13 protein-coding genes are annotated in these 17,756 nt (G+C 62.0%); 7 read left to right on the top strand and 6 right to left on the bottom strand.

All coding sequences use genetic code 11. From position 1 onward, the window contains the following. Positions 1–134 precede the first annotated feature (134 nt). Positions 135–4,676, bottom strand: a complete 4,542-nt coding sequence (gene gltB / locus Q4S41_RS14550; protein ID WP_305031849.1) for a glutamate synthase large subunit — start codon at positions 4,674–4,676, stop codon at positions 135–137. Positions 4,677–5,116: 440 nt separating this feature from the next. On the opposite strand from gltB, the gene Q4S41_RS14545 reads away from it, so the two are divergent. Continuing rightward, positions 5,117–5,683: an urease accessory protein gene (locus Q4S41_RS14545; protein ID WP_305031848.1), complete on the top strand. Its 567-nt coding sequence runs from the start codon at positions 5,117–5,119 to the stop codon at positions 5,681–5,683. 144 nt (positions 5,684–5,827) lie between these two features. Continuing rightward, a complete protein-coding gene (locus tag Q4S41_RS14540; protein ID WP_305031847.1) occupies positions 5,828–6,568 on the top strand; it encodes an urease subunit beta in 741 nt (246 codons plus the stop codon). 56 nt (positions 6,569–6,624) lie between these two features. On the opposite strand, the gene Q4S41_RS14535 is transcribed toward Q4S41_RS14540, so the two are convergent. Further along, positions 6,625–7,005 carry a hypothetical protein gene (locus Q4S41_RS14535; RefSeq protein WP_243514725.1) on the bottom strand — a complete coding sequence of 127 codons (381 nt, stop codon included), beginning with the start codon at positions 7,003–7,005 and terminating at the stop codon, positions 6,625–6,627. A gap of 44 nt (positions 7,006–7,049) precedes the next feature. Between Q4S41_RS14535 and ureC the strand changes: the two genes are divergently transcribed. The 3 genes from ureC (at position 7,050) to ureG (ending at position 10,334) form a co-directional block, all read left to right on the top strand. Continuing rightward, on the top strand, positions 7,050–8,765 hold the full coding sequence (gene ureC / locus Q4S41_RS14530; protein WP_305031846.1) for an urease subunit alpha: 1,716 nt from the start codon (positions 7,050–7,052) through the stop codon (positions 8,763–8,765). A gap of 70 nt (positions 8,766–8,835) precedes the next feature. After that, positions 8,836–9,507 carry an urease accessory protein UreF gene (locus tag Q4S41_RS14525; protein WP_305031845.1) on the top strand — a complete coding sequence of 224 codons (672 nt, stop codon included), beginning with the start codon at positions 8,836–8,838 and terminating at the stop codon, positions 9,505–9,507. A 74-nt stretch (positions 9,508–9,581) separates the two neighbouring features. Continuing rightward, positions 9,582–10,334, top strand: a complete 753-nt coding sequence (ureG, locus tag Q4S41_RS14520; RefSeq protein WP_305031844.1) for an urease accessory protein UreG — start codon at positions 9,582–9,584, stop codon at positions 10,332–10,334. A gap of 65 nt (positions 10,335–10,399) precedes the next feature. Here ureG and Q4S41_RS14515 read toward each other — a convergent pair whose 3' ends face one another. The 3 genes from Q4S41_RS14515 to Q4S41_RS14505 form a co-directional block, all read right to left on the bottom strand. After that, positions 10,400–11,143, bottom strand: a complete 744-nt coding sequence (locus Q4S41_RS14515) for a LytR/AlgR family response regulator transcription factor (RefSeq protein WP_305031843.1) — start codon at positions 11,141–11,143, stop codon at positions 10,400–10,402. 169 nt (positions 11,144–11,312) lie between these two features. Then, positions 11,313–12,341 (bottom strand): sensor histidine kinase, encoded by a 1,029-nt coding sequence (locus Q4S41_RS14510; RefSeq protein ID WP_305031842.1) that lies wholly within the window; start codon positions 12,339–12,341, stop codon positions 11,313–11,315. A gap of 29 nt (positions 12,342–12,370) precedes the next feature. After that, positions 12,371–13,162: a head GIN domain-containing protein gene (locus Q4S41_RS14505; RefSeq protein ID WP_305031841.1), complete on the bottom strand. Its 792-nt coding sequence runs from the start codon at positions 13,160–13,162 to the stop codon at positions 12,371–12,373. A 231-nt stretch (positions 13,163–13,393) separates the two neighbouring features. Here Q4S41_RS14505 and Q4S41_RS14500 point away from each other — a divergent pair, with 231 nt between their 5' ends. Next, the gene (locus tag Q4S41_RS14500) at positions 13,394–15,814 is read left to right on the top strand and encodes a TonB-dependent receptor (RefSeq protein WP_305031840.1); all 2,421 of its coding nucleotides are present in this window, start codon (positions 13,394–13,396) and stop codon (positions 15,812–15,814) included. A gap of 123 nt (positions 15,815–15,937) precedes the next feature. On the opposite strand, the gene Q4S41_RS14495 is transcribed toward Q4S41_RS14500, so the two are convergent. Continuing rightward, entirely contained in the window at positions 15,938–16,840 is a 903-nt protein-coding gene (locus tag Q4S41_RS14495) for an urease accessory protein UreD (RefSeq protein ID WP_305031839.1), read from the bottom strand. 155 nt (positions 16,841–16,995) lie between these two features. Here Q4S41_RS14495 and Q4S41_RS14490 point away from each other — a divergent pair, with 155 nt between their 5' ends. Beyond that, entirely contained in the window at positions 16,996–17,742 is a 747-nt protein-coding gene (locus Q4S41_RS14490) for a J domain-containing protein (RefSeq protein WP_305031838.1), read from the top strand. The last annotated feature ends 14 nt before the right edge of the window (positions 17,743–17,756 follow it).

Genomic DNA, 17,756 nt, shown 5'->3' with positions numbered 1-17,756 from the left:
TAGCGTGGACTCTGCGAGTCCGCGCATGGGCGAACGTTCCGGCAGGCGCGGACTCGCAGAGTCCACGCTACAAGTCGGCTGGCTCCCCTCTCCTTTTCGGAGAGGGGTCGGGGGGGAAGCGCCCCTGTGAGGAATTACCCTACTTCCGCATACCGCGCCCTTTGCAGCACCTTCTTGTACTCACTCGGAAACACCTTCACGAACTTCCCGGCCTCCTCATTCCAATTGCCTAGCAGAAACGCCGCCACCTGGCTACCCGTCAGCTCCACATGCTTCCGCAGCAGCTCCTGAATCTGGTCTTCGTCGTCAGCATCGAGCGGGTCAAGTTCCACCATTTCGGGGTTGCAGTTGGCAGGGAAGGTGCCGTTGGGGTCGTAAATCCAGGCGATGCCGCCGCTCATGCCGGCGGCGAAGTTGCGGCCCGTCTGGCCCAGGATAAGGGCACGGCCGCCCGTCATGTACTCGCAGCCGTGGTCGCCCACGCCTTCGACTACGGCCGTCGCGCCGGAATTGCGGACGGCAAACCGCTCGCCGGCCTGCCCGCGCACGAACAGCGCGCCGGAGGTGGCCCCGTACAGCGCCACGTTGCCGATGATAATGTTTTGCTCGGGCACGAAGTGGGCGGCGGGGGAGGGGAAAATGGCCAGCTGCGCGCCGCTCAGGCCCTTGCCCACGTAGTCGTTGGCCTCGCCTTCGAGCGCAAACGACAAGCCGCGCACGCTGAAGGCCCCGAAGCTCTGCCCCGCCGAACCGCGGAAGCGGTAGTTGATAGTATTGTCGGGCAGACCAGCGGCGTGGTAGCGCTTGGCAATTTCATTGGAAAGCAGCGTGCCGATGGTGCGGTCGATGTTCTGCACCTCAAACTCACCGAATACTGGCGTCTGCTCGTTCAGGGCCGGCTGGGCGTGTTCAAGCAACTGCCAATCCAGGATGCCGCGGATGCCGTGGTCCTGCGCCTCGCTGTGGTAGAGGGTGCCGCCGGAGATGTTCACGGCGGGGTGCAACATGTCGGTCAGGTCGAGGTGGCGGGCTTTCCAGTGGGTAATGCCTTCGCGCACTTTCAGGAATTCGGGGCGGCCCACCATCTCATTGATGGTGCGGAAACCCAGCTCGGCCATGATTTCGCGCAGCTCCTCGGCCAGGAAGCGGAAGAGATTCACGACGTGCTCGGGCTGGCCGGTGAAGAGCTTGCGCAGCTCTGGGTCCTGGGTGGCGACGCCTACGGGGCAGGTGTTGAGGTGGCATTTGCGCATCATCACGCAGCCGCCGGCTACCAGCGCGGCCGTGGCTATGCCCCATTCTTCGGCCCCCAAAAGCGCGGCTACGGCCAGGTCGCGGCCGGTTTTTAGCTGGCCGTCGGCTTGCAGCACCACGCGGCTGCGGAGTTGGTTGCGGACCAACGTTTGGTGGGCTTCGGCCAGGCCCAGCTCCCAAGGCAGGCCGGCGTGCTTGATGGAACTGATGGGCGAAGCGCCCGTACCGCCGTCGTATCCGGCAATCAGAATCACGTCGGCGTGGGCTTTGGCTACGCCGGCCGCGATGGTGCCCACGCCTGCCTTGCTCACCAGCTTCACGTTGATGCGGGCGGCGCGGTTGGCGTTTTTCAGGTCGAAGATGAGCTGGGCCAGGTCTTCGATGGAGTAGATGTCGTGGTGGGGCGGGGGCGAAATCAGGCCGACGCCGGGCGTGGCGTGGCGCACTTTGGCAATCCATTCGTCCACCTTGTGGCCGGGGAGCTGGCCGCCCTCGCCCGGCTTGGCGCCCTGGGCCATTTTGATTTGCAACTCGTCGGCGTTGGTGAGGTAGTGCGCCGTGACGCCGAAGCGGGCCGAGGCCACCTGCTTGATGGCCGAGCGCATGGAGTCACCGTTGGGCATCGTTTCGTAGCGCAACGGGTCTTCGCCGCCCTCGCCGGTGTTGCTCTTGCCGCCGATGCGGTTCATGGCAATGGCTAAGGTGCTGTGCGCCTCGTGCGAAATCGAGCCAAACGACATGGCCCCGGTCGCAAACCGCTTCATGATACCCTCGGCCGGCTCCACTTCGTCCAGCGAAATCGGGTCGCGGTGGTGAGCAAAATCCAGCAGGCCGCGCAGGGTGAACATGCGCTCCGGCTGCTCATTAATCAGCTTCGCATAGCGCTGATAGGTAGCGTAGTTGTTGGTGCGCGTCGCCAGTTGCAGCAGATGCACCGTTTCGGGGTTGAACATGTGCGCCTCGCCGCGCCGCCGCCAGTGGTAGAGGCCGCCGTCGGGCAGCAAAGTCTGCTCCTCAGGCGTGGTGCTTTTGAAGCCTTGGAAGTGCTTGTAGAGCGTTTCGCGGGCAATTTCATCCAGCCCCAGCCCGCCGATGCGCGTGACGGCACCGCAGAAATAGGCGTCCACCACGGCCTGATTCAGGCCTAGAATTTCGAACACCTGCGCGCCGTGGTAGCTCTGCAAGGTCGAAATTCCCATCTTCGAGAAAATCTTCAGCAGCCCGTCGCATACAGCTTTGATGTAGTTGTAATTCAGCTGCTCATGGTCCAGCGTGGTGTTAAACTGGCCCGCCTCGTGCATGGTCCGGATGGTGGCCAGCGCCAGGTAGGGGTTGATGGCCGTGGCCCCGAACGACAGCAAACAGGCGAAATGGTGCACTTCCCACACGTCGCCGGCTTCCACCACGAGGCCCACCGTGCCCCGGCAGCCCAGCTTAATGAGATGGTGATGCACGGCCGAAACCGCCAGCAGCGACGGGATGGGTGCGTGCAGCGAATCCACACCGCGGTCCGACAAAATCAGGACTTCGTAGCCGTCGTTCACCGCATCCTCGGCGTAGCGGCAGAGGCGGGCGAGGCCGCGTTCCAGCGCGCCGGGCTGCTCGTCGGCCTTGAAGTAGGTCAGCAAGGTCTTGGCGTTGAACAGGCCCGTATCGATGCTGCGCAGCTTTTCCAGTTCCAGATTGCTGAGAATGGGCTGGCGTAGCGCTACGCAGTGGCAGTGGTGCTTGTCCTCGTCCAGAATGTTGCCGTTGTTGCCCAGGAACGTGGCCAGGCTCATCACCAGCCGTTCCCGAATGGGGTCGATGGGCGGGTTGGTGACCTGCGCGAAAAACTGCTTAAAGTAGCTGCTCAGGTGCTGCGGCTGGTCACTCAGCACCGCCAGCGGCACGTCTACGCCCATTGAGCCGATGGGTTCCTTGGCCTCCAGCGCCATGGGCGTGATGAGTACGTCGATGTCCTCGCGGGTATAGCCGAAGACCTGGTGGTATTTGAACACCGAATCGGCGGCTAACTCCGTGAACACCTGGCGCGGCTCGGGCAATTCCTCCAGCCGAATCTGGTACTCGTTCAGCCACGCTCCGTAGGGCTGGCGGCCGGCGGCCTGGGCCTTCAATTCTTCATCGGTGATGATGCGGCCGGCCACGGTGTCGACCAGCAGCATTTTGCCGGGCTGGAGGCGGCCCTTCTGCACCACGGTGGCGGGGTCGATGCCCAGCACACCGGCTTCGGAGGCCACCAGCACGCGGCCGTCGGTGGTTTCGAGGTAGCGCAGCGGGCGCAGGCCGTTGCGGTCCAGCATGGCCCCGATGAGCTTGCCATCGGTGAAAAGCAGGGCGGCCGGGCCGTCCCAGGGCTCCATAAACGTGGCGTGGAACTCGTAGAAGGCCTTTTTGAGCGGGTCCATCTGGGTGTTGCCGTCCCAGGCTTCGGGCACGAGCATCATCATCACGTGCGGCAGCGGGCGGCCCGAGTGCAGCAGGATTTCCACCACGTTATCGAGGCAGGCCGAGTCCGACTGCCCGGCATCGACCACCGGCAGCAGCATGTCCATTTCCTCGGCCGAGAAATACGGCGACACGTAGCTGCGCAAGCCCGCATAAAACCAGTTCAGATTGCCCCGCAGCGTATTAATCTCGCCATTGTGCGCCAAAAACCGGAACGGCTGGGCCAGCTTCCAGCTCGGAAACGTGTTGGTCGAAAACCGCGAATGCACCAGCCCGAACGCCGACGTCACCCGCTCGTCGCTAAGGTCAGGGAAGTAGCCGCGCACCTGGTAGGTGGTTAGCTGGCCCTTGTACACAATGGTTTTGCACGAGAGCGAGGCGAAGTAAAAAACATCCATCGCGGCCGTCACCGTCTCGCGCACTGTCTTGAAAATCAGCCGGCGCAGCACGTACAGCTTGCGCTCGAAATCATCAGGATTGGTAATGCCCACCGGACGGCCGAAAAATACCTGCTCCATCACCGGTTCGGCCGCCAGCGCCGTGGGGCCGATACCGGTCGGGTTCACCGGCACCGGCCGGTAGCCCAGCAGCGGAAATCCCAGCCGTGCCGCGGCCCCGTTAATAACCTCGCGACAGGCTTCGCGCAACTTTTCGTCCTTGGGTAAATAGGCAAAACCCACGCCGTAGCTGCCCGGCTCGGGCAGGCGGATATTCAGGGCCACGCACTCTTCCAGCAGAAACCAGTGCGGAATCTGGATGAGCAGGCCGGCGCCGTCGCCGGAGTCGGAATCGCAGCCGCAGGCGCCGCGGTGCTCCATGTTTTCCAGCATGGTCAGCGCGTCGCCGATAGTTTGATGCGTTTTGCGGCCGTTTAGGTAGGTGATGAAACCGGTCCCGCAGGCATCGTGCTCAAATTCGGGGCGGTACAAGCCCTGCGGAGCGTCGGTGGATGGTATCGGGGCGTTGAAAGTCATAGGGGAGGGGCCGCCGTTCAGCGGGTACATTAGCAGTGGCCGGCGTAAAATCAGCCATCGGCACGCAGTCATTTACAAGAAACGTCTCGGCGCTGGCGGGTAAAATGGTTGTATCAGCAGCTTTACTATTTCCACTTAGTGGTGTTGGTCAGTAAACTATTGGTGGTTAGTAGCTTGTATATATGGTTTGTACAAAGTCAAAATCGGCCACCAACACGGCATATAGCTTCTGGAGGCCCTTCGCCAGGCAGCACCGGATTCCAAGTTACGGGCGCTTTTTCCAGATTCAGCAGATAATCCAAGAAGTTTGGGTTACTTTTTCGAAAAAATCCAACCTGCCTTAAAATTCGGGTGCCCCAAACGTTTCCAATATTCATTTCCATCAAATCCCCTACTAAATGCAAGGCCTGCTACCCATTTTATTTGCTTCCGTAGCCGGAATGGGTCACGCATTTGAACCCGACCACCTACTGGCCGTGGGCAACCTTATTTCGCGCCGTGACACCCTGGCCAAAGCCCTGCGCGACGGCATCTATTGGGGCCTAGGCCACACCACCACGCTGGTAGTCGTGGGTGCCATCATCCTGCTGGGTCGCGTCACGTTCCTCACCTCTGGCTACTTCGAAGCCGCCGTGGGGCTGATGCTCGTTGTCATGGGCATCAGCCGGCTGCTGGAGCAGCGTAAGCCTCCCGCCAAAGTCCGGCCCGGCGCCACGCCCTCCCGCGCCGCCTACGCCGTGGGCCTGCTCCACGGCCTGGCCGGCAGCGGCGCGCTGGTGCTGCTGGTGATGAGTGAAATTCGCGACCCGTGGCTGAGCGTGGGGTACTTTGTGGTATTCGGCATCGGTTCCATCCTGGGTATGTTCATCGTGGCCGGGCTGTGCAGCGTGCCGTTCACGAAGCGCATGAAAATCAGTCGGACGTTGAAGTTTAGTACCATTACCTTGTCGTCGCTGCTATGCATCGGGTACGGCGGCTGGATGATTTATGGGAATGTGCGATGGTAGAACGACGACCCAGAACGTCATGCCGAGCGCAGCCGAGGCATCTCGCGTGCCACCACTAACCAATGACGCCCTCACGATTGAATTACCACCCCACGCGAGATGCTTCGCTGCGCTCTGCATGACGTTCTTTATCGCTTCCTGATTATGCATCTCTCCCCCAAAGACCTCGACAAGCTCGTTCTCCACCAGGCCGGTTTCGTGGCGCAGAAGCGCTACGCCCGCGGCCTGCTCCTGAACTACCCCGAAGCCCTGGCCCTCATTGCCACGCAGCTGCTGGAGTTCATCCGCGACGGCGAGCGGGTGGCCGTGCTCATGGACAAGGGCAAGCAGCTGCTGGGCCTGGCCGACGTGCTGCCCGGCGTGGCCGACATGCTCCACGAAGTCCAAATCGAAGGCACCTTCCCCGACGGCACCAAGCTTGTGACCGTGCACCACCCCATCTGCCGCGAAACCGGCGATGCCGCCCTGGCCCTCTACGGCTCTGGCCTGAGCAAAGCCCCGGCCCCCGGCGCCGCGCCCGCCAACGCCAGCCACCCCCAGCCCGGCGAATACCAGTTGCACCCGGCCGATATCATCCTCAACGAAAGCCGCGCCACGGTGGACGTGGACGTCGTGAACATGGGCGACCGGCCCGTGCAGGTCGGCTCGCACTATCCCTTCTTCGAAACCAACGCGGCGCTGCACTTCGACCGCGCCGCTGCCTATGGTTTCCGCCTCAACATCCCGGCCGGCACGGCGGTGCGCTTCGAGCCCGGCGAGCGCAAGCGCGTGCGCCTGGTGGCCCTGGCCGGCGAGCGCATCGTGTACGGCGGCAATGGGCTCATTGATGGGAAGCTGGATGAGGCTGGAAAGAAGCAGCAGGCGCTGGAGAAACTTGAGAAATAATATTTACTAATCAGCGACTATTATACTTTTTTTGCTGGGTCAATTATGAACTGTAATTACAAATTCATAAACGCCTTTTTATTGAGCAGAATATCACCTTTCTCAAGTAATAAATCCCGCAACGACCGAGCATATTTCATGTTCTGTTCTTCTTCAGACAAAACTTCATAAGCATTTCCTTTCAAATTCAGCAGCTTATAAATCTCGTGGTCTTCTAAACATTTAATCGTTTCTTCTTTCGTTCTACAGCATATATAAAAGCCGTGGTCCTTTGTAAACGAGTAATCATACGAGAAATTAACTTCCAAATAACTAGAGGAGAATAATGTTCTGCTTGAAGAAAATTCAACCTTGCCCTTATACTCCCTTGTCACTTTAAAGCCTCTACTTTCCAACACAGGAGATAAAATCTGTTTTACGATTTCGTTAAAGAACATAATTGGTTGGTTTCAAGAGTGCGGTTAAAAATACACACATATCCATGTCCCTCCCCATCTCCCGTCGCGCGTATGCCGACATGTACGGCCCCACCACCGGCGACCGGGTGCGCCTCGGCGATACCGGCCTGCTGATTGAAGTTGAACGCGACTACTGCGTGTACGGCGAGGAATGCAAGTTCGGCGGCGGCAAGGTGCTGCGCGACGGCATGGGCCAGGCCGCCGGCATCGGCCCGGCCGATGCGTTGGATTTGGTCATCACCAACGCGCTGGTGGTCGATTACACCGGCATTTTCAAGGCCGACATCGGCATCAAGGGCGGGCGCATCGTGGGCATCGGCAAGGCCGGCAACCCGCACATTATGCCCGGCGTGACGCCCGGCATGGTGGTGGGCGTCACCACCGAAGTCATTGCCGGCGAAGGCCAGCTGCTCACCGCCGGTGGCATCGACTGCCACATCCATTTCATCAGCCCCCAGCAGATTCCCGAGGCGCTGGCCTCCGGGGTGACGACCATGATTGGGGGCGGCACCGGGCCGGCGGCGGGCACCAACGCCACCACCTGCACGCCCGGCGCGTTCTACCTCGAAACGATGCTGAAGGCCACTGAGGCCTACCCGCTCAACTTCGGGTTTCTGGGCAAGGGCAACGCCTCGAAGCCCGAGGGATTGCGCGAGCAGGCCGAGGCCGGGGCGCTGGGCTTCAAACTGCACGAGGACTGGGGCACCACCCCGGCGGCCATCGATATGTGCCTCAGCATTGCCGAGGAATACGACGTGCAGGTCTGCATCCACACCGATACGCTGAACGAGAGCGGCTTCGTGGAAACCAGCACGGCCGCGTTTAAGGGCCGCACCATCCATTCCTACCACACCGAAGGCGCCGGCGGTGGCCACGCGCCCGACATCATCAAAATCTGCGGCGAGCCCAACGTCATCCCATCCAGCACCAACCCCACGCGGCCCTTCACGGTGAACACCATCGACGAGCACCTCGACATGCTCATGGTCTGCCACCACCTCGACCGCAACATTCCCGAAGACGTGGCCTTCGCCGAAAGCCGCATCCGGGGCGAAACCATCGCCGCCGAAGACATCCTGCACGACCTGGGCGCGCTCAGCATCATCAGCTCCGACTCGCAGGCCATGGGCCGGGTGGGCGAGGTCATCACCCGCACCTGGCAAACGGCCCACAAAATGAAGCAGCAGCGCGGCCCCCTGCCCGAAGACGCCGCCAGCGCCGCCGACAACTTCCGCGTGCGCCGCTACGTGGCCAAGTACACCATCAACCCGGCCCGCGCCCACGGCATCGCGCACGAAGTCGGCTCCGTCGAAATCGGCAAGCTGGCCGATTTGGTGCTCTGGAAACCCGCCTTTTTCGGAGCCCGCCCCGAGATGATAATCAAGGGCGGCATCATCGCCCAATCCCAGATGGGCGACGCCAACGCCTCCATCCCCACGCCGCAGCCCTCGTTCTCGCGCCCCATGTTCGGCGCGCTGGGCGGGGCCATTGGGAAGAGTTCGATGGTGTTCGTGTCGGGGGCTTCGGTAGAGCGGGTGCGGGCTGATTATGGTTTGACGAAGCAGGTGGTAGCCGTGAAAAACTGCCGGAATATTGGGAAAAAGGATATGGCCTTGAACGACTACCTGCCCAATATTTCTGTCGACCCCGAGACTTATCGGGTTATGGTGGACGGTGTGCACCTTACCTGTGAGCCGGCTGAAGTGTTGCCGCTGGCACAGCTGTATAATTTGTTCTAAGGTGTAGCGCGGACTTTTAGTCCGCGAGTCAACCCACCCGCTCGCGGACTAAAAGTCCGCGCTACAATCCATGCAATTCGCCCGCCTCCTACACCTCGTCGATTCGGCCATTCCCACTGGCTCGTTCGCCTATTCCTACGGGCTGGAAAGCAGCATCACCTTCGGGCTGGTGAACACGCCGTTTGCGCTGCGGAATTACCTATATTCCTACTTGCAGCAAGCCGGCAGCGCCGAATTACCCTTCATTCATTCCACCTTCCACCTCACCGAAAAAGCCACCGAATTTCAAGCCGTCGCCGAAGAATACGACGCCCAGCTACTCGTGCCCGCGCTCTACAAAGCCAGCGCCGTGCAGGGCCGCAACTGGCTGAAACTGCTGGCCACTTTCTACCCGGAAGTTGCCTTGGAAACCATCACGAACTGGTTTGCCGCGCAGGAAATTCCGCCACATTTCACGCTGGTTTTCACGCTGGCCTTGCAGCGAGTCGGCTTTGGGCTGGAGGAGCTAAAGGCCATGTACCTGCATATGCTGCTGCGCGACCAGCTCAGTGCCGCCATTCGCCTCGGCTTCCTCGGGCCGCTGGAGGGGCACCAGTTGCAGCACGATTTCTACGCGGTGTTCGAGCATATTCTGGCGGCGCAGGCGGGGAAGGGGTACGGTGAAGCAACCCGTTCGGCATTTTTGTTGGATGCGGCGCAGGTGCTGCACGAGGATATTTATTCTAAGCTTTTCCAGAACTAATGTAGCGCGGACTTTTAGTCCGCGAGTACCCATCATTCCAATTATTCGCGGACTAAAAGTCCGCGCTACTGCTTATGGCTTTTGTCGAAAAACTCGCCCTTCTCCTCCACGGCCACCAGCACGAAGCTTACGAATCACCCGGCGACTTTAACGAGCGCGAAACCCGCCGGCTGCCCAGCTACCGCAACTTTCGCAAGCGCGCCTTCACCGTGGGCATCGGCGGGCCGGTGGGCACGGGCAAAACGGCGTTGCTAAAAGCCTTGTGCGAGCGCATGCGCCACGAGTTTGAGCTGGGCGTAGTTACCAATGACATTTTCACCCGCGAAGATGCCGAATTTCTCATCCGTAATAGTGCACTGGACGAAAACCGCATTGTAGGCGTAGAAACCGGTGGCTGCCCGCACGCCGCCATCCGCGAGGATATTTCCCTGAACATGGACGCCCTCGAAGGCCTCATGCAGCGCTTCGACTACGGCCTCGATTACCTCTTCGTGGAAAGCGGCGGCGACAACCTGGCCGCCCACTTCAGTCGCGAGCTGGTGGACTATTCCATCTACGTCATCGACGTGTCGGGCGGCGACAAAATCCCGCGCAAGGGCGGCCCCGGCATCACGCAGTCGGACCTGCTCATTATCAATAAAATCGACCTCAAAGATTTGATAAAAGCTGATTTGGGCGTGATGGAGCGCGATTCCAAGAAGATGCGCGGCGAAGGCCCGTTTCTGTTTGCGCGGGCCATTGATGGGCATGGGCTGGAGGAAATTATCGACCACATCAAAGCTGCAAAAGCCCGCGCCCTGGCCGCCGTGCGGGAGGATAGGCGGTAGTAGCGCGGACTTTTAGTCCGCGAATGTTTGGAAACGTTGCTTCACTCGCGGACTAAAAGTCCGCGCTACTGCTCCCGTATCAACTTATACAGCTGCTCACGGTACGTGTCGCTCACCGGAACTTCCTTGTCCTGGATGTAAATCGTGTTGCCGTCCACCATCCGAATCTTGTCGAGCGACACAATAAAGGACTTGTGCACCCGCAGAAACGGCGGCTGCGGCAGCGTCTCGGCCAGTTCCTTCAGCGTTTGGTAGGTGACCACGCGCTGCGCCGGCAAGTGGATGGACACGTAGTTGCTCAAGCCTTCGATGTAGAGGATATCGGCGTAGTTGACGCGCAAAAATTTGTTCTTGCTCTCGCCCTTCACGAACATATGACCGGCGGCGGGCGGCGCGGCTACCGAAACGGGCGCGCCTGCGGGAACTGGAGCAACGGCCTGCATCGGCGGCGGGCCGGGCAGCAGCGCCAGCGCCTTCTGGGCCGCCTTGAAGAACCGCTCGAAGGAAATGGGCTTGAGCAGGTAGTCCACCACGTCGTTTTCGTAGCCTTCGAGGGCGTATTCGGGGTAGGCGGTGGTGAGGATGACCTTGCACTTGTTGCCGGCCAGCTTGAGAAACTGCAAGCCGGTGAGCTTGGGCATCTGAATGTCGAGAAACACCAAATCGACCTGGCCCTGCTGCACCAACGTCAGCGCCTCGATGGGGTTGGTGGTGGTGCCCACCAATTCCAGGAAGGGTAGCTGGCCGATGTAGTCGGCCAGGATGAGCAGGGCAGGAGCTTCGTCATCGACGGCGAGGCAGCGAATCATGGGCGGAGTGGTTTGGAGGGGTGAAGAACGGCGTGTAAGAGCACATCTGTCATCCTGAGCGCAGCGAAGGACCTTATCACCAATGAACAATTTGTAGTGAATAAGTCGATTAATGCGTTTCGTTCAGCAGTGATAAGGTCCTTCGCTCTGCTCAGGATGACAGACGATTCTACCCCACCAGCCGCAGCGAAGTCGTGAACTGCCCATCTTCTGCCGCCACTTGCAGCGCGTGCCGCTCCGGATACAGCAGCTCCAGTCGGCGGCGCAGGTTGGGCAGGCCAATGCCGGTGGTGGTGTCTTTGTTATCGTCGCTGCGCTGGTTTTCGACTTCAAATTGCAGCTGTTTACCTTCGATGTTCAGGCGAATGTGGACCGGGTTTTCCGGGTCATCCAGCACGCCGTGCTTGATGGCGTTTTCGACGAAGGGGATGAGCACGAGCGGGGCCACGCGGCGGCCGACGGGGTCGCCGGTTACCGTGAAATCGACGTGGAAGCTGTCGGGGAAGCGCAGGCGGTAGAGGGCCAGGTAGTTGCGCAGGTAGTCGATTTCCTTTTCCAAATCAACCAGGCCGTCGGGCGTGTCGTGCAGCATGTAGCGCATCAGCTCCGAGAGTTTCAGGATGGCGTTGGCGACCGGTTTGGCCACGGGGTAGGCCATGCTGAACAGCATATTGAGGGTATTGTAGAGGAAGTGCGGGTTGATTTGGGTTTTAAGAAAAGCCGCTTCGGCGGCGCGCTTCTCCGCGCGGAGCTGGCGGTTTTCGCGCTCGCGGCGCAGGGCCGTTTGCGTTGCCCAGATAGCCGCGCTGACGACAATCACAGGAACGACAAAATAGAGGTTATCGCCGAAATAATACCCGATTTTATAAGTCAAAGGGCCGTCGATGGTATAGTTATGAAACCCCAGCACTGCCGGGTAGATGACTTCCTCAATGAAGGCGCGCAGACCCATATAAAAGACCACCACGCTGCCCAGCGCCGCACCCAGCGCCACCGTGCGTTCGGCACGCAAAAACCGGGGATACAGCAGCAAGTAGCACACGTAGAATACGACCAGCCGGACAAGTACAAATGAAAGCGCGAACCACAGCTTCATGCGCAGCGGAGTGTTCGAATGCTCCAAAAACTTGCCTGCTACCTCGTAGCTGCTATAGAGCAGCCAGCCCAGGATATGCCAGCGGATGACCTTGTTTTTCATGCGAAAAAAGCAATGTAAGCGTGGTAAAGCTAGCCCCGGCGCACCCGGCCGCTGCCGCTGGTGCGGCTGCTGATGCGGGCCGGGCCGGTGACCAGCACCGAGCCGCTGCCGCTGATGCGGGCCTCCACGGTGCGGGCCGCCTGCACCTGGCAGCCGCCCGAGCCGCTAAGCCGGGCCAGGCAGGTTTCGGTGGCCAGCCCGGCCGCCCGGATGTGCCCGGAGCCGCTGATGCCCACCGACAGCCGCGGGCAGCTGCCCGCCACCGTGATGCTGCCCGAGCCGGCCGTGGCCGCCCGCAGCGTATCGGCCCGCAACTGGGCAATTTCCAGATGGCCGGAGCCCGACACGCCGGCCCGCACCGTGGTGGCCTGTACCGGCCCGGTGGCCAGCCGGCCCGAGCCGGAAACGGCCAGCGCGAGCCGGCCGGTTTGAAACTCATCCGCTTTCAGCACGCCCGAACCGCTCACGGCCAGCCGCTGAATGGCGGGCACGGTGAGGCGCACCGTGACCTTGCCCAGATGGGGAAAATTTCCCCAGAAGCTTTTCCAGCCTACTTCTTTCTTGACGCGGATGGTGAGCTGGCCGTTGTTGACGAGCGTTTCGAGGCGGCCCAGGTCTTCCGCCGACGCTTCGACCGTGACCTGCTGCGGGCTGCCCTGCCGCACCAGCACCGTGGCCGAAGTGGCCAGCGCCACGCCACTGAAAACGGCTACTTCGCGCACCTCCGCAGTAGGAGCGGGACCGGTGGCCAGCGGCCGGAAAGAAACCAGGAAGCTGGCTGCCACAAGCAGCGCCGGGCACAGGAAACGGGACATCATCATAACGGAGGGGTTGAAGCAGGTGCTGAACGGAACCTGGAAGACGACTGCAAACCTACCGCCCCCCGCCAGCGCCCGCACCTTTTTTATGCGAAAGCCCGGTTTTGGAATGCGAAACCGGGAAACGCCGAAAACGGCCGGTAACAGCCGGTTTTGGGGCGTTGGAATAATGTTTTTTACCCGGAAAAAGGCCCGGCTCACCTTTGAGCCATCAAACCGCTAACGCCTTTTTCGATGCACGCCTTCTTCTGCTTCCGCCGCTTTTTTATCCTGTTGCTGCTGGCCCTGCCGATGCTCTCACAGCGGGCCGCCGCCCAGGCCACCGCCACCGGCACCGTGCTCGACCGCGCCGGCCAGCCGCTGGCTTTCGCCACCGCCGTGCTGGTGGCGCTGCCCGATTCGGCCATTGCCAACTCCCAGACTACCACCGAGCAGGGCGGCTACGCTTTCAACAATATAAAGCCCGGCCGCTACTGCGTGAAGGCCCTGCTGATGAGCTACCGCAGCGCCCACAGTGCCGCCTTCGTGGTGGGCCAGGAGCCGGTAGCGGTGCCGGCCCTGCGCCTGGCCCCCGCCGCCACCGCCCTGAAAGAAGTGACCGTAACCGGCACCACCCCCATGCTGGAGCAGCACGCCGACCGCACCGTGGTGAACGTGGACCGCCTGAACACGGCCGGCGAAACCGCCCTCGAAATTATGAAAAAAGCACCCGGTGTGACGCTGGACAAGGACGACAACATCGTGTACCGGGGCAGCACCGGTGTGAACGTGATGATTGACGGCAAGCTCACTTACATGAGCGGCGCGGCCCTGAGCAACTACCTCAAGTCGCTGCCCGCTTCGGCCATCAGCCAGATTGAGCTGCTGCCCAACCCGCCCGCCTCGATGGACGCCGCCGGCACGGCCGGCGTGCTCAACATCAAGCTGAAGCGCAGCCAGCTGCCGGGCCTGAGCGGCACCTACAACCTGGGCCTGGGCTACGGCCGCTACGAGAAAAGCTGGGCCGGCACCAACCTGAGCTACAACGTGGGCAAGGTGCGCCTCTTCGCCCGCCTCGACGGCGGCCGCTACAACTCCTTCAACCGCCTGACTATGATTCGCACCATCCGCGACAGCCTCTTCAACCAGGAAAACCTCTGGCGGCCGCTCATGTACTCCGGCACCTACGCCACCGGAGCCGACGTAGCCCTGACCGTCCGCCAGAACATTGGCCTGCAGCTGCGTGGCAGCGCCGACCAAACCACCGCCCTGCGCACCAGCAACTCGGTAACCACCGACCTGGCCGGCAACCCCGGCAGCCGCCGCCAGCTGCTGAACCCCAGCAACGGCACCAACTCCAACCAGGCCCTGAACCTGTACTACCGCTTCGCCCTCGACAGCACCGGCCGTGAGCTGAGCGCCGACGCAGACTACGTGCGCTACGCCAGCAACAACGACCAAAGCTTCAACAACGTGGTATTTGCCGCGAGCAGCGAGCAGGGCCGCCCGGCCGAGCAGCTGCGCAGCGCTACGTCGTCGGAAACCACCATCCGGGCTGCCAAAATCGACTACGTGCATCCCTTCGCCGGCACCAAGTGGCGGGCCGAAACGGGCGCGAAAACCAGTTGGGTGACTTCGCGCAGCGCCATTCAGTTTGATAAATTGATGGACAGCGGCTGGCAGCTGGATGCCCTGCGCACCAACCAGTTTCAGTACGACGAGCACATCACGGCCGGCTACGTGAGCGCCAACACCAGCTACGGCCGCCTAGAGCTGAAAGCCGGCCTGCGCGGCGAGCTCACCCAGACCACCGGCCGCTCGGCCACCACCGGCCAGCAGGTCGACCGTAGTTACTTCCAGCTGTTTCCCAGCGTCTTCGCCAGCTACAAAATCACGGAGCACGACCAGGTGAGTGCCTCGGTGAGCCGCCGCATCAGCCGCCCCAACTACCAAAGCCTGAACCCCTTTCTCAACTACAGCGACTTCTACACCGCCCAGCAGGGCAACCCCTTTCTGGCGCCCTCGCTCTCGCAGTCGTTCGTGTTCAACTACCTGCACAAGGGTTTCCAGGTGCTGAGCCTGAGCTACCTGCACGAAACCAACTCGGTGAACAACGTGCTGACCCAGAACGACGACACCAAAGTATCGACCAGCACCCCCCAAAACCTGGCCCAAACCAGCACCCTCATCCTGAGCTCGGGCGGCCACACCGACATCACCAAGTGGTGGGGCGTGGATAACCAGCTGAGCGGCAGCTACACACAGGTCGAAACTCAGATTCAGGCCCAGCCCGTGCGCCTGGCCAGCTACAGCTGGGAGGCCAGCTCCGACCACACCTTCCTGCTGCCCCGCCGCTACAAGCTGCTGGTGGGCGGCGGCTACAGCTCGCCCGTGGTGCAGGGCCTCTACCGCGCCAAAGCCAGCGGCTTGGTGAACCTGGGCCTGAAAAAGCAAATCTGGGCCGAGCGCGCCAGCTTCAGCCTCAAAGTGGCCGACGTGTTCAACACCAACCGCTTCCGCAGCACCATCCAGTACGCCAACGTGAACCAGACCTGGAACAACCAGTGGGAAAGCCGCCGCGTGACGCTGACCTTCACCTGCAAAATTGGGAGTGGCAAAACCCAGGCCCGCCACGCCGCCGCCAGCGCCGACGAAGAAGGCCGCGTGGGGAATTAGAAGAAGCCCGTTCGTCATGCTGAGCGTAGCCGAAGCATCTCTGCCGTTCAACTAATCCAATCGACCGGATATAGTATTGCGGTAGAGATGCTTCAACTGCGCTCAGCATGACAGGCTGTTTTGCTAATACTTCCGCGCCAATGGGTTATAGCCCAGCAGCCGTTCATCGGCCAGTGCCGCCAGCATCTGCTCGCACAACGGCTGCAGGGCCATGCGGCTATGCGCCGCCGCCCGCAGCACCCACACATTCTCCCGTGCCCGCGCCACCGACACCACGTACGGCTGGCTGCTGATGCTGAAATGCGGGCCCGTGCCGCCCGGCATCTTCTGACGCGTCAGTATTTCTCCCAAAAACTGAAACCGCGCATCCTCGGGGCTGCCCACCAGGAAGACGGAGAAGAAGGTTTGATACTCGGCGAAGTTGGCGGGCGAGGTGGCAATGTTTTCAGCGGGCTCAAAGCCAAATCGGTCCAGCACCACCAGCCGGCCCGCCACCCGCACGCGCAGCTCCGAGTGCAGCGAGGTAAAGGCGAACCGCTCGCCCCGGTCCATACGGCCGGAGTGGAACCAGTCGACCAGCAGCAGCAGCGACGTGGGCTGCAGGTGCCATTCCTGCACCTGGCGGTAGCGGCTCTCGGCCTGCAGCACCACCGGGTCGGGGAAGATGACGGCCAGCGCGTTTTCTGCCAGCTCGCCCACGGTGTGCTGCTCGGCCACGGCTCCATCTATCGAGCGAAAAACCCTGGTGCTGGCCTGCGTGGTGAGAACAAGCCGCGAATCGGCCTGCCCCGTAATGCGCAGCCGTATAACGTCGCCGGCCACCAGGCCGCCGCCGTAGCTGCTCAGCACCACGTGGGCGGCGGGGCCGTGCGAGGCCGGCTGTAGCAGCTTCAGCGGCTGGATATTCTTGCAGGCCACCAGGCGCGAGCGGCCGCGCACTTCGGCCACGTCCAGCACGCTCCAGGCGGGCGCGGCAGGCGTTGGGGGAGGAGGAGGAAAGAGCGGGGCAGCCGAATCGATAGTCATCAGGTTGCGAAGTACGGCCCGGCGGCCCGTCAATCCCGCACGGCGGCGCCCGCCGGAAAGCAGCTTTTGCCCGGCCGAAGCAATAGCCCGCGGCCCGGTTGCGTTTTGAAATGGCCCGGCGGCCTGTATTTTAGGACCTTGCCGCGCTTTCACTTATGCAGAACTATTACCGCGTGCTGGGCGTGCCCCCGGCGGCCACGAGCCAGGAAATCGAGCAGGCCTACGTGCGCCAGCGCGCCCGCCTCAAGCGCCTGGCCGCCGCCGACCGCGCCATGAAAGCGCGCCTGGCCGAGGTCGAAACCGGCTACGAAATCCTGGGCAACCCGCGCCGCCGCGTGGCCTACGACCTGCTCCTGACCCAGGAGCCCGCGGCTCCGGTGTCGGAGCGCCAGCGCTACGACGAACGGATGGGCCGGCTGGCCCGCGTGGGCCGCCGCCTCAACGCGGCCCTGTTGGCGTGCTGCCTGCTGCTGGGCCTCGACTGGGGCCTGCCGCTGCGCCACTTTGCCCACGAAACCGTGCGCAGCCGCTTCCCCGTCTCGGTTTCCGTGTCGCTCTCCGACCCACAGCTGGCCTACCGCGTGCACACCGAGCACACCGAGTTCCGGCTGCCCAGCGCCATCAGCTACCGGGTGCGGGCCGGGCAGCGCATCGAGGTGTGGCAAACGCCGCTGCTGGGCGTGGTGAGCCAGGTGCGCGCGGCCGACTCGCCCGACGGGCCGGCGCCGTTTCGGCCCTATGCGGGCACCATCTACGGCACGTTTTTGCTGCTGCCGGTGCTGCTGGCGGCGGTGGCCGCCGTGGGCGTGTGGCCGGGCCGCTCCGCCGAAACTTACGTAAACACGGCCGTCGTGAGCGGGTTGTTGGCCATCATCACCATCACCATCATGGTGCGTTTTTGAGGCCGGTGCTGCGG

Origin of the sequence: Hymenobacter convexus (assembly GCF_030580955.1) — a bacterium.
GTDB lineage: Bacteria > Bacteroidota > Bacteroidia > Cytophagales > Hymenobacteraceae > Hymenobacter.
The sequence above is the reverse complement of the archived record's forward strand: the minus strand, read 5'-3'. Positions and strand labels throughout refer to the sequence as shown.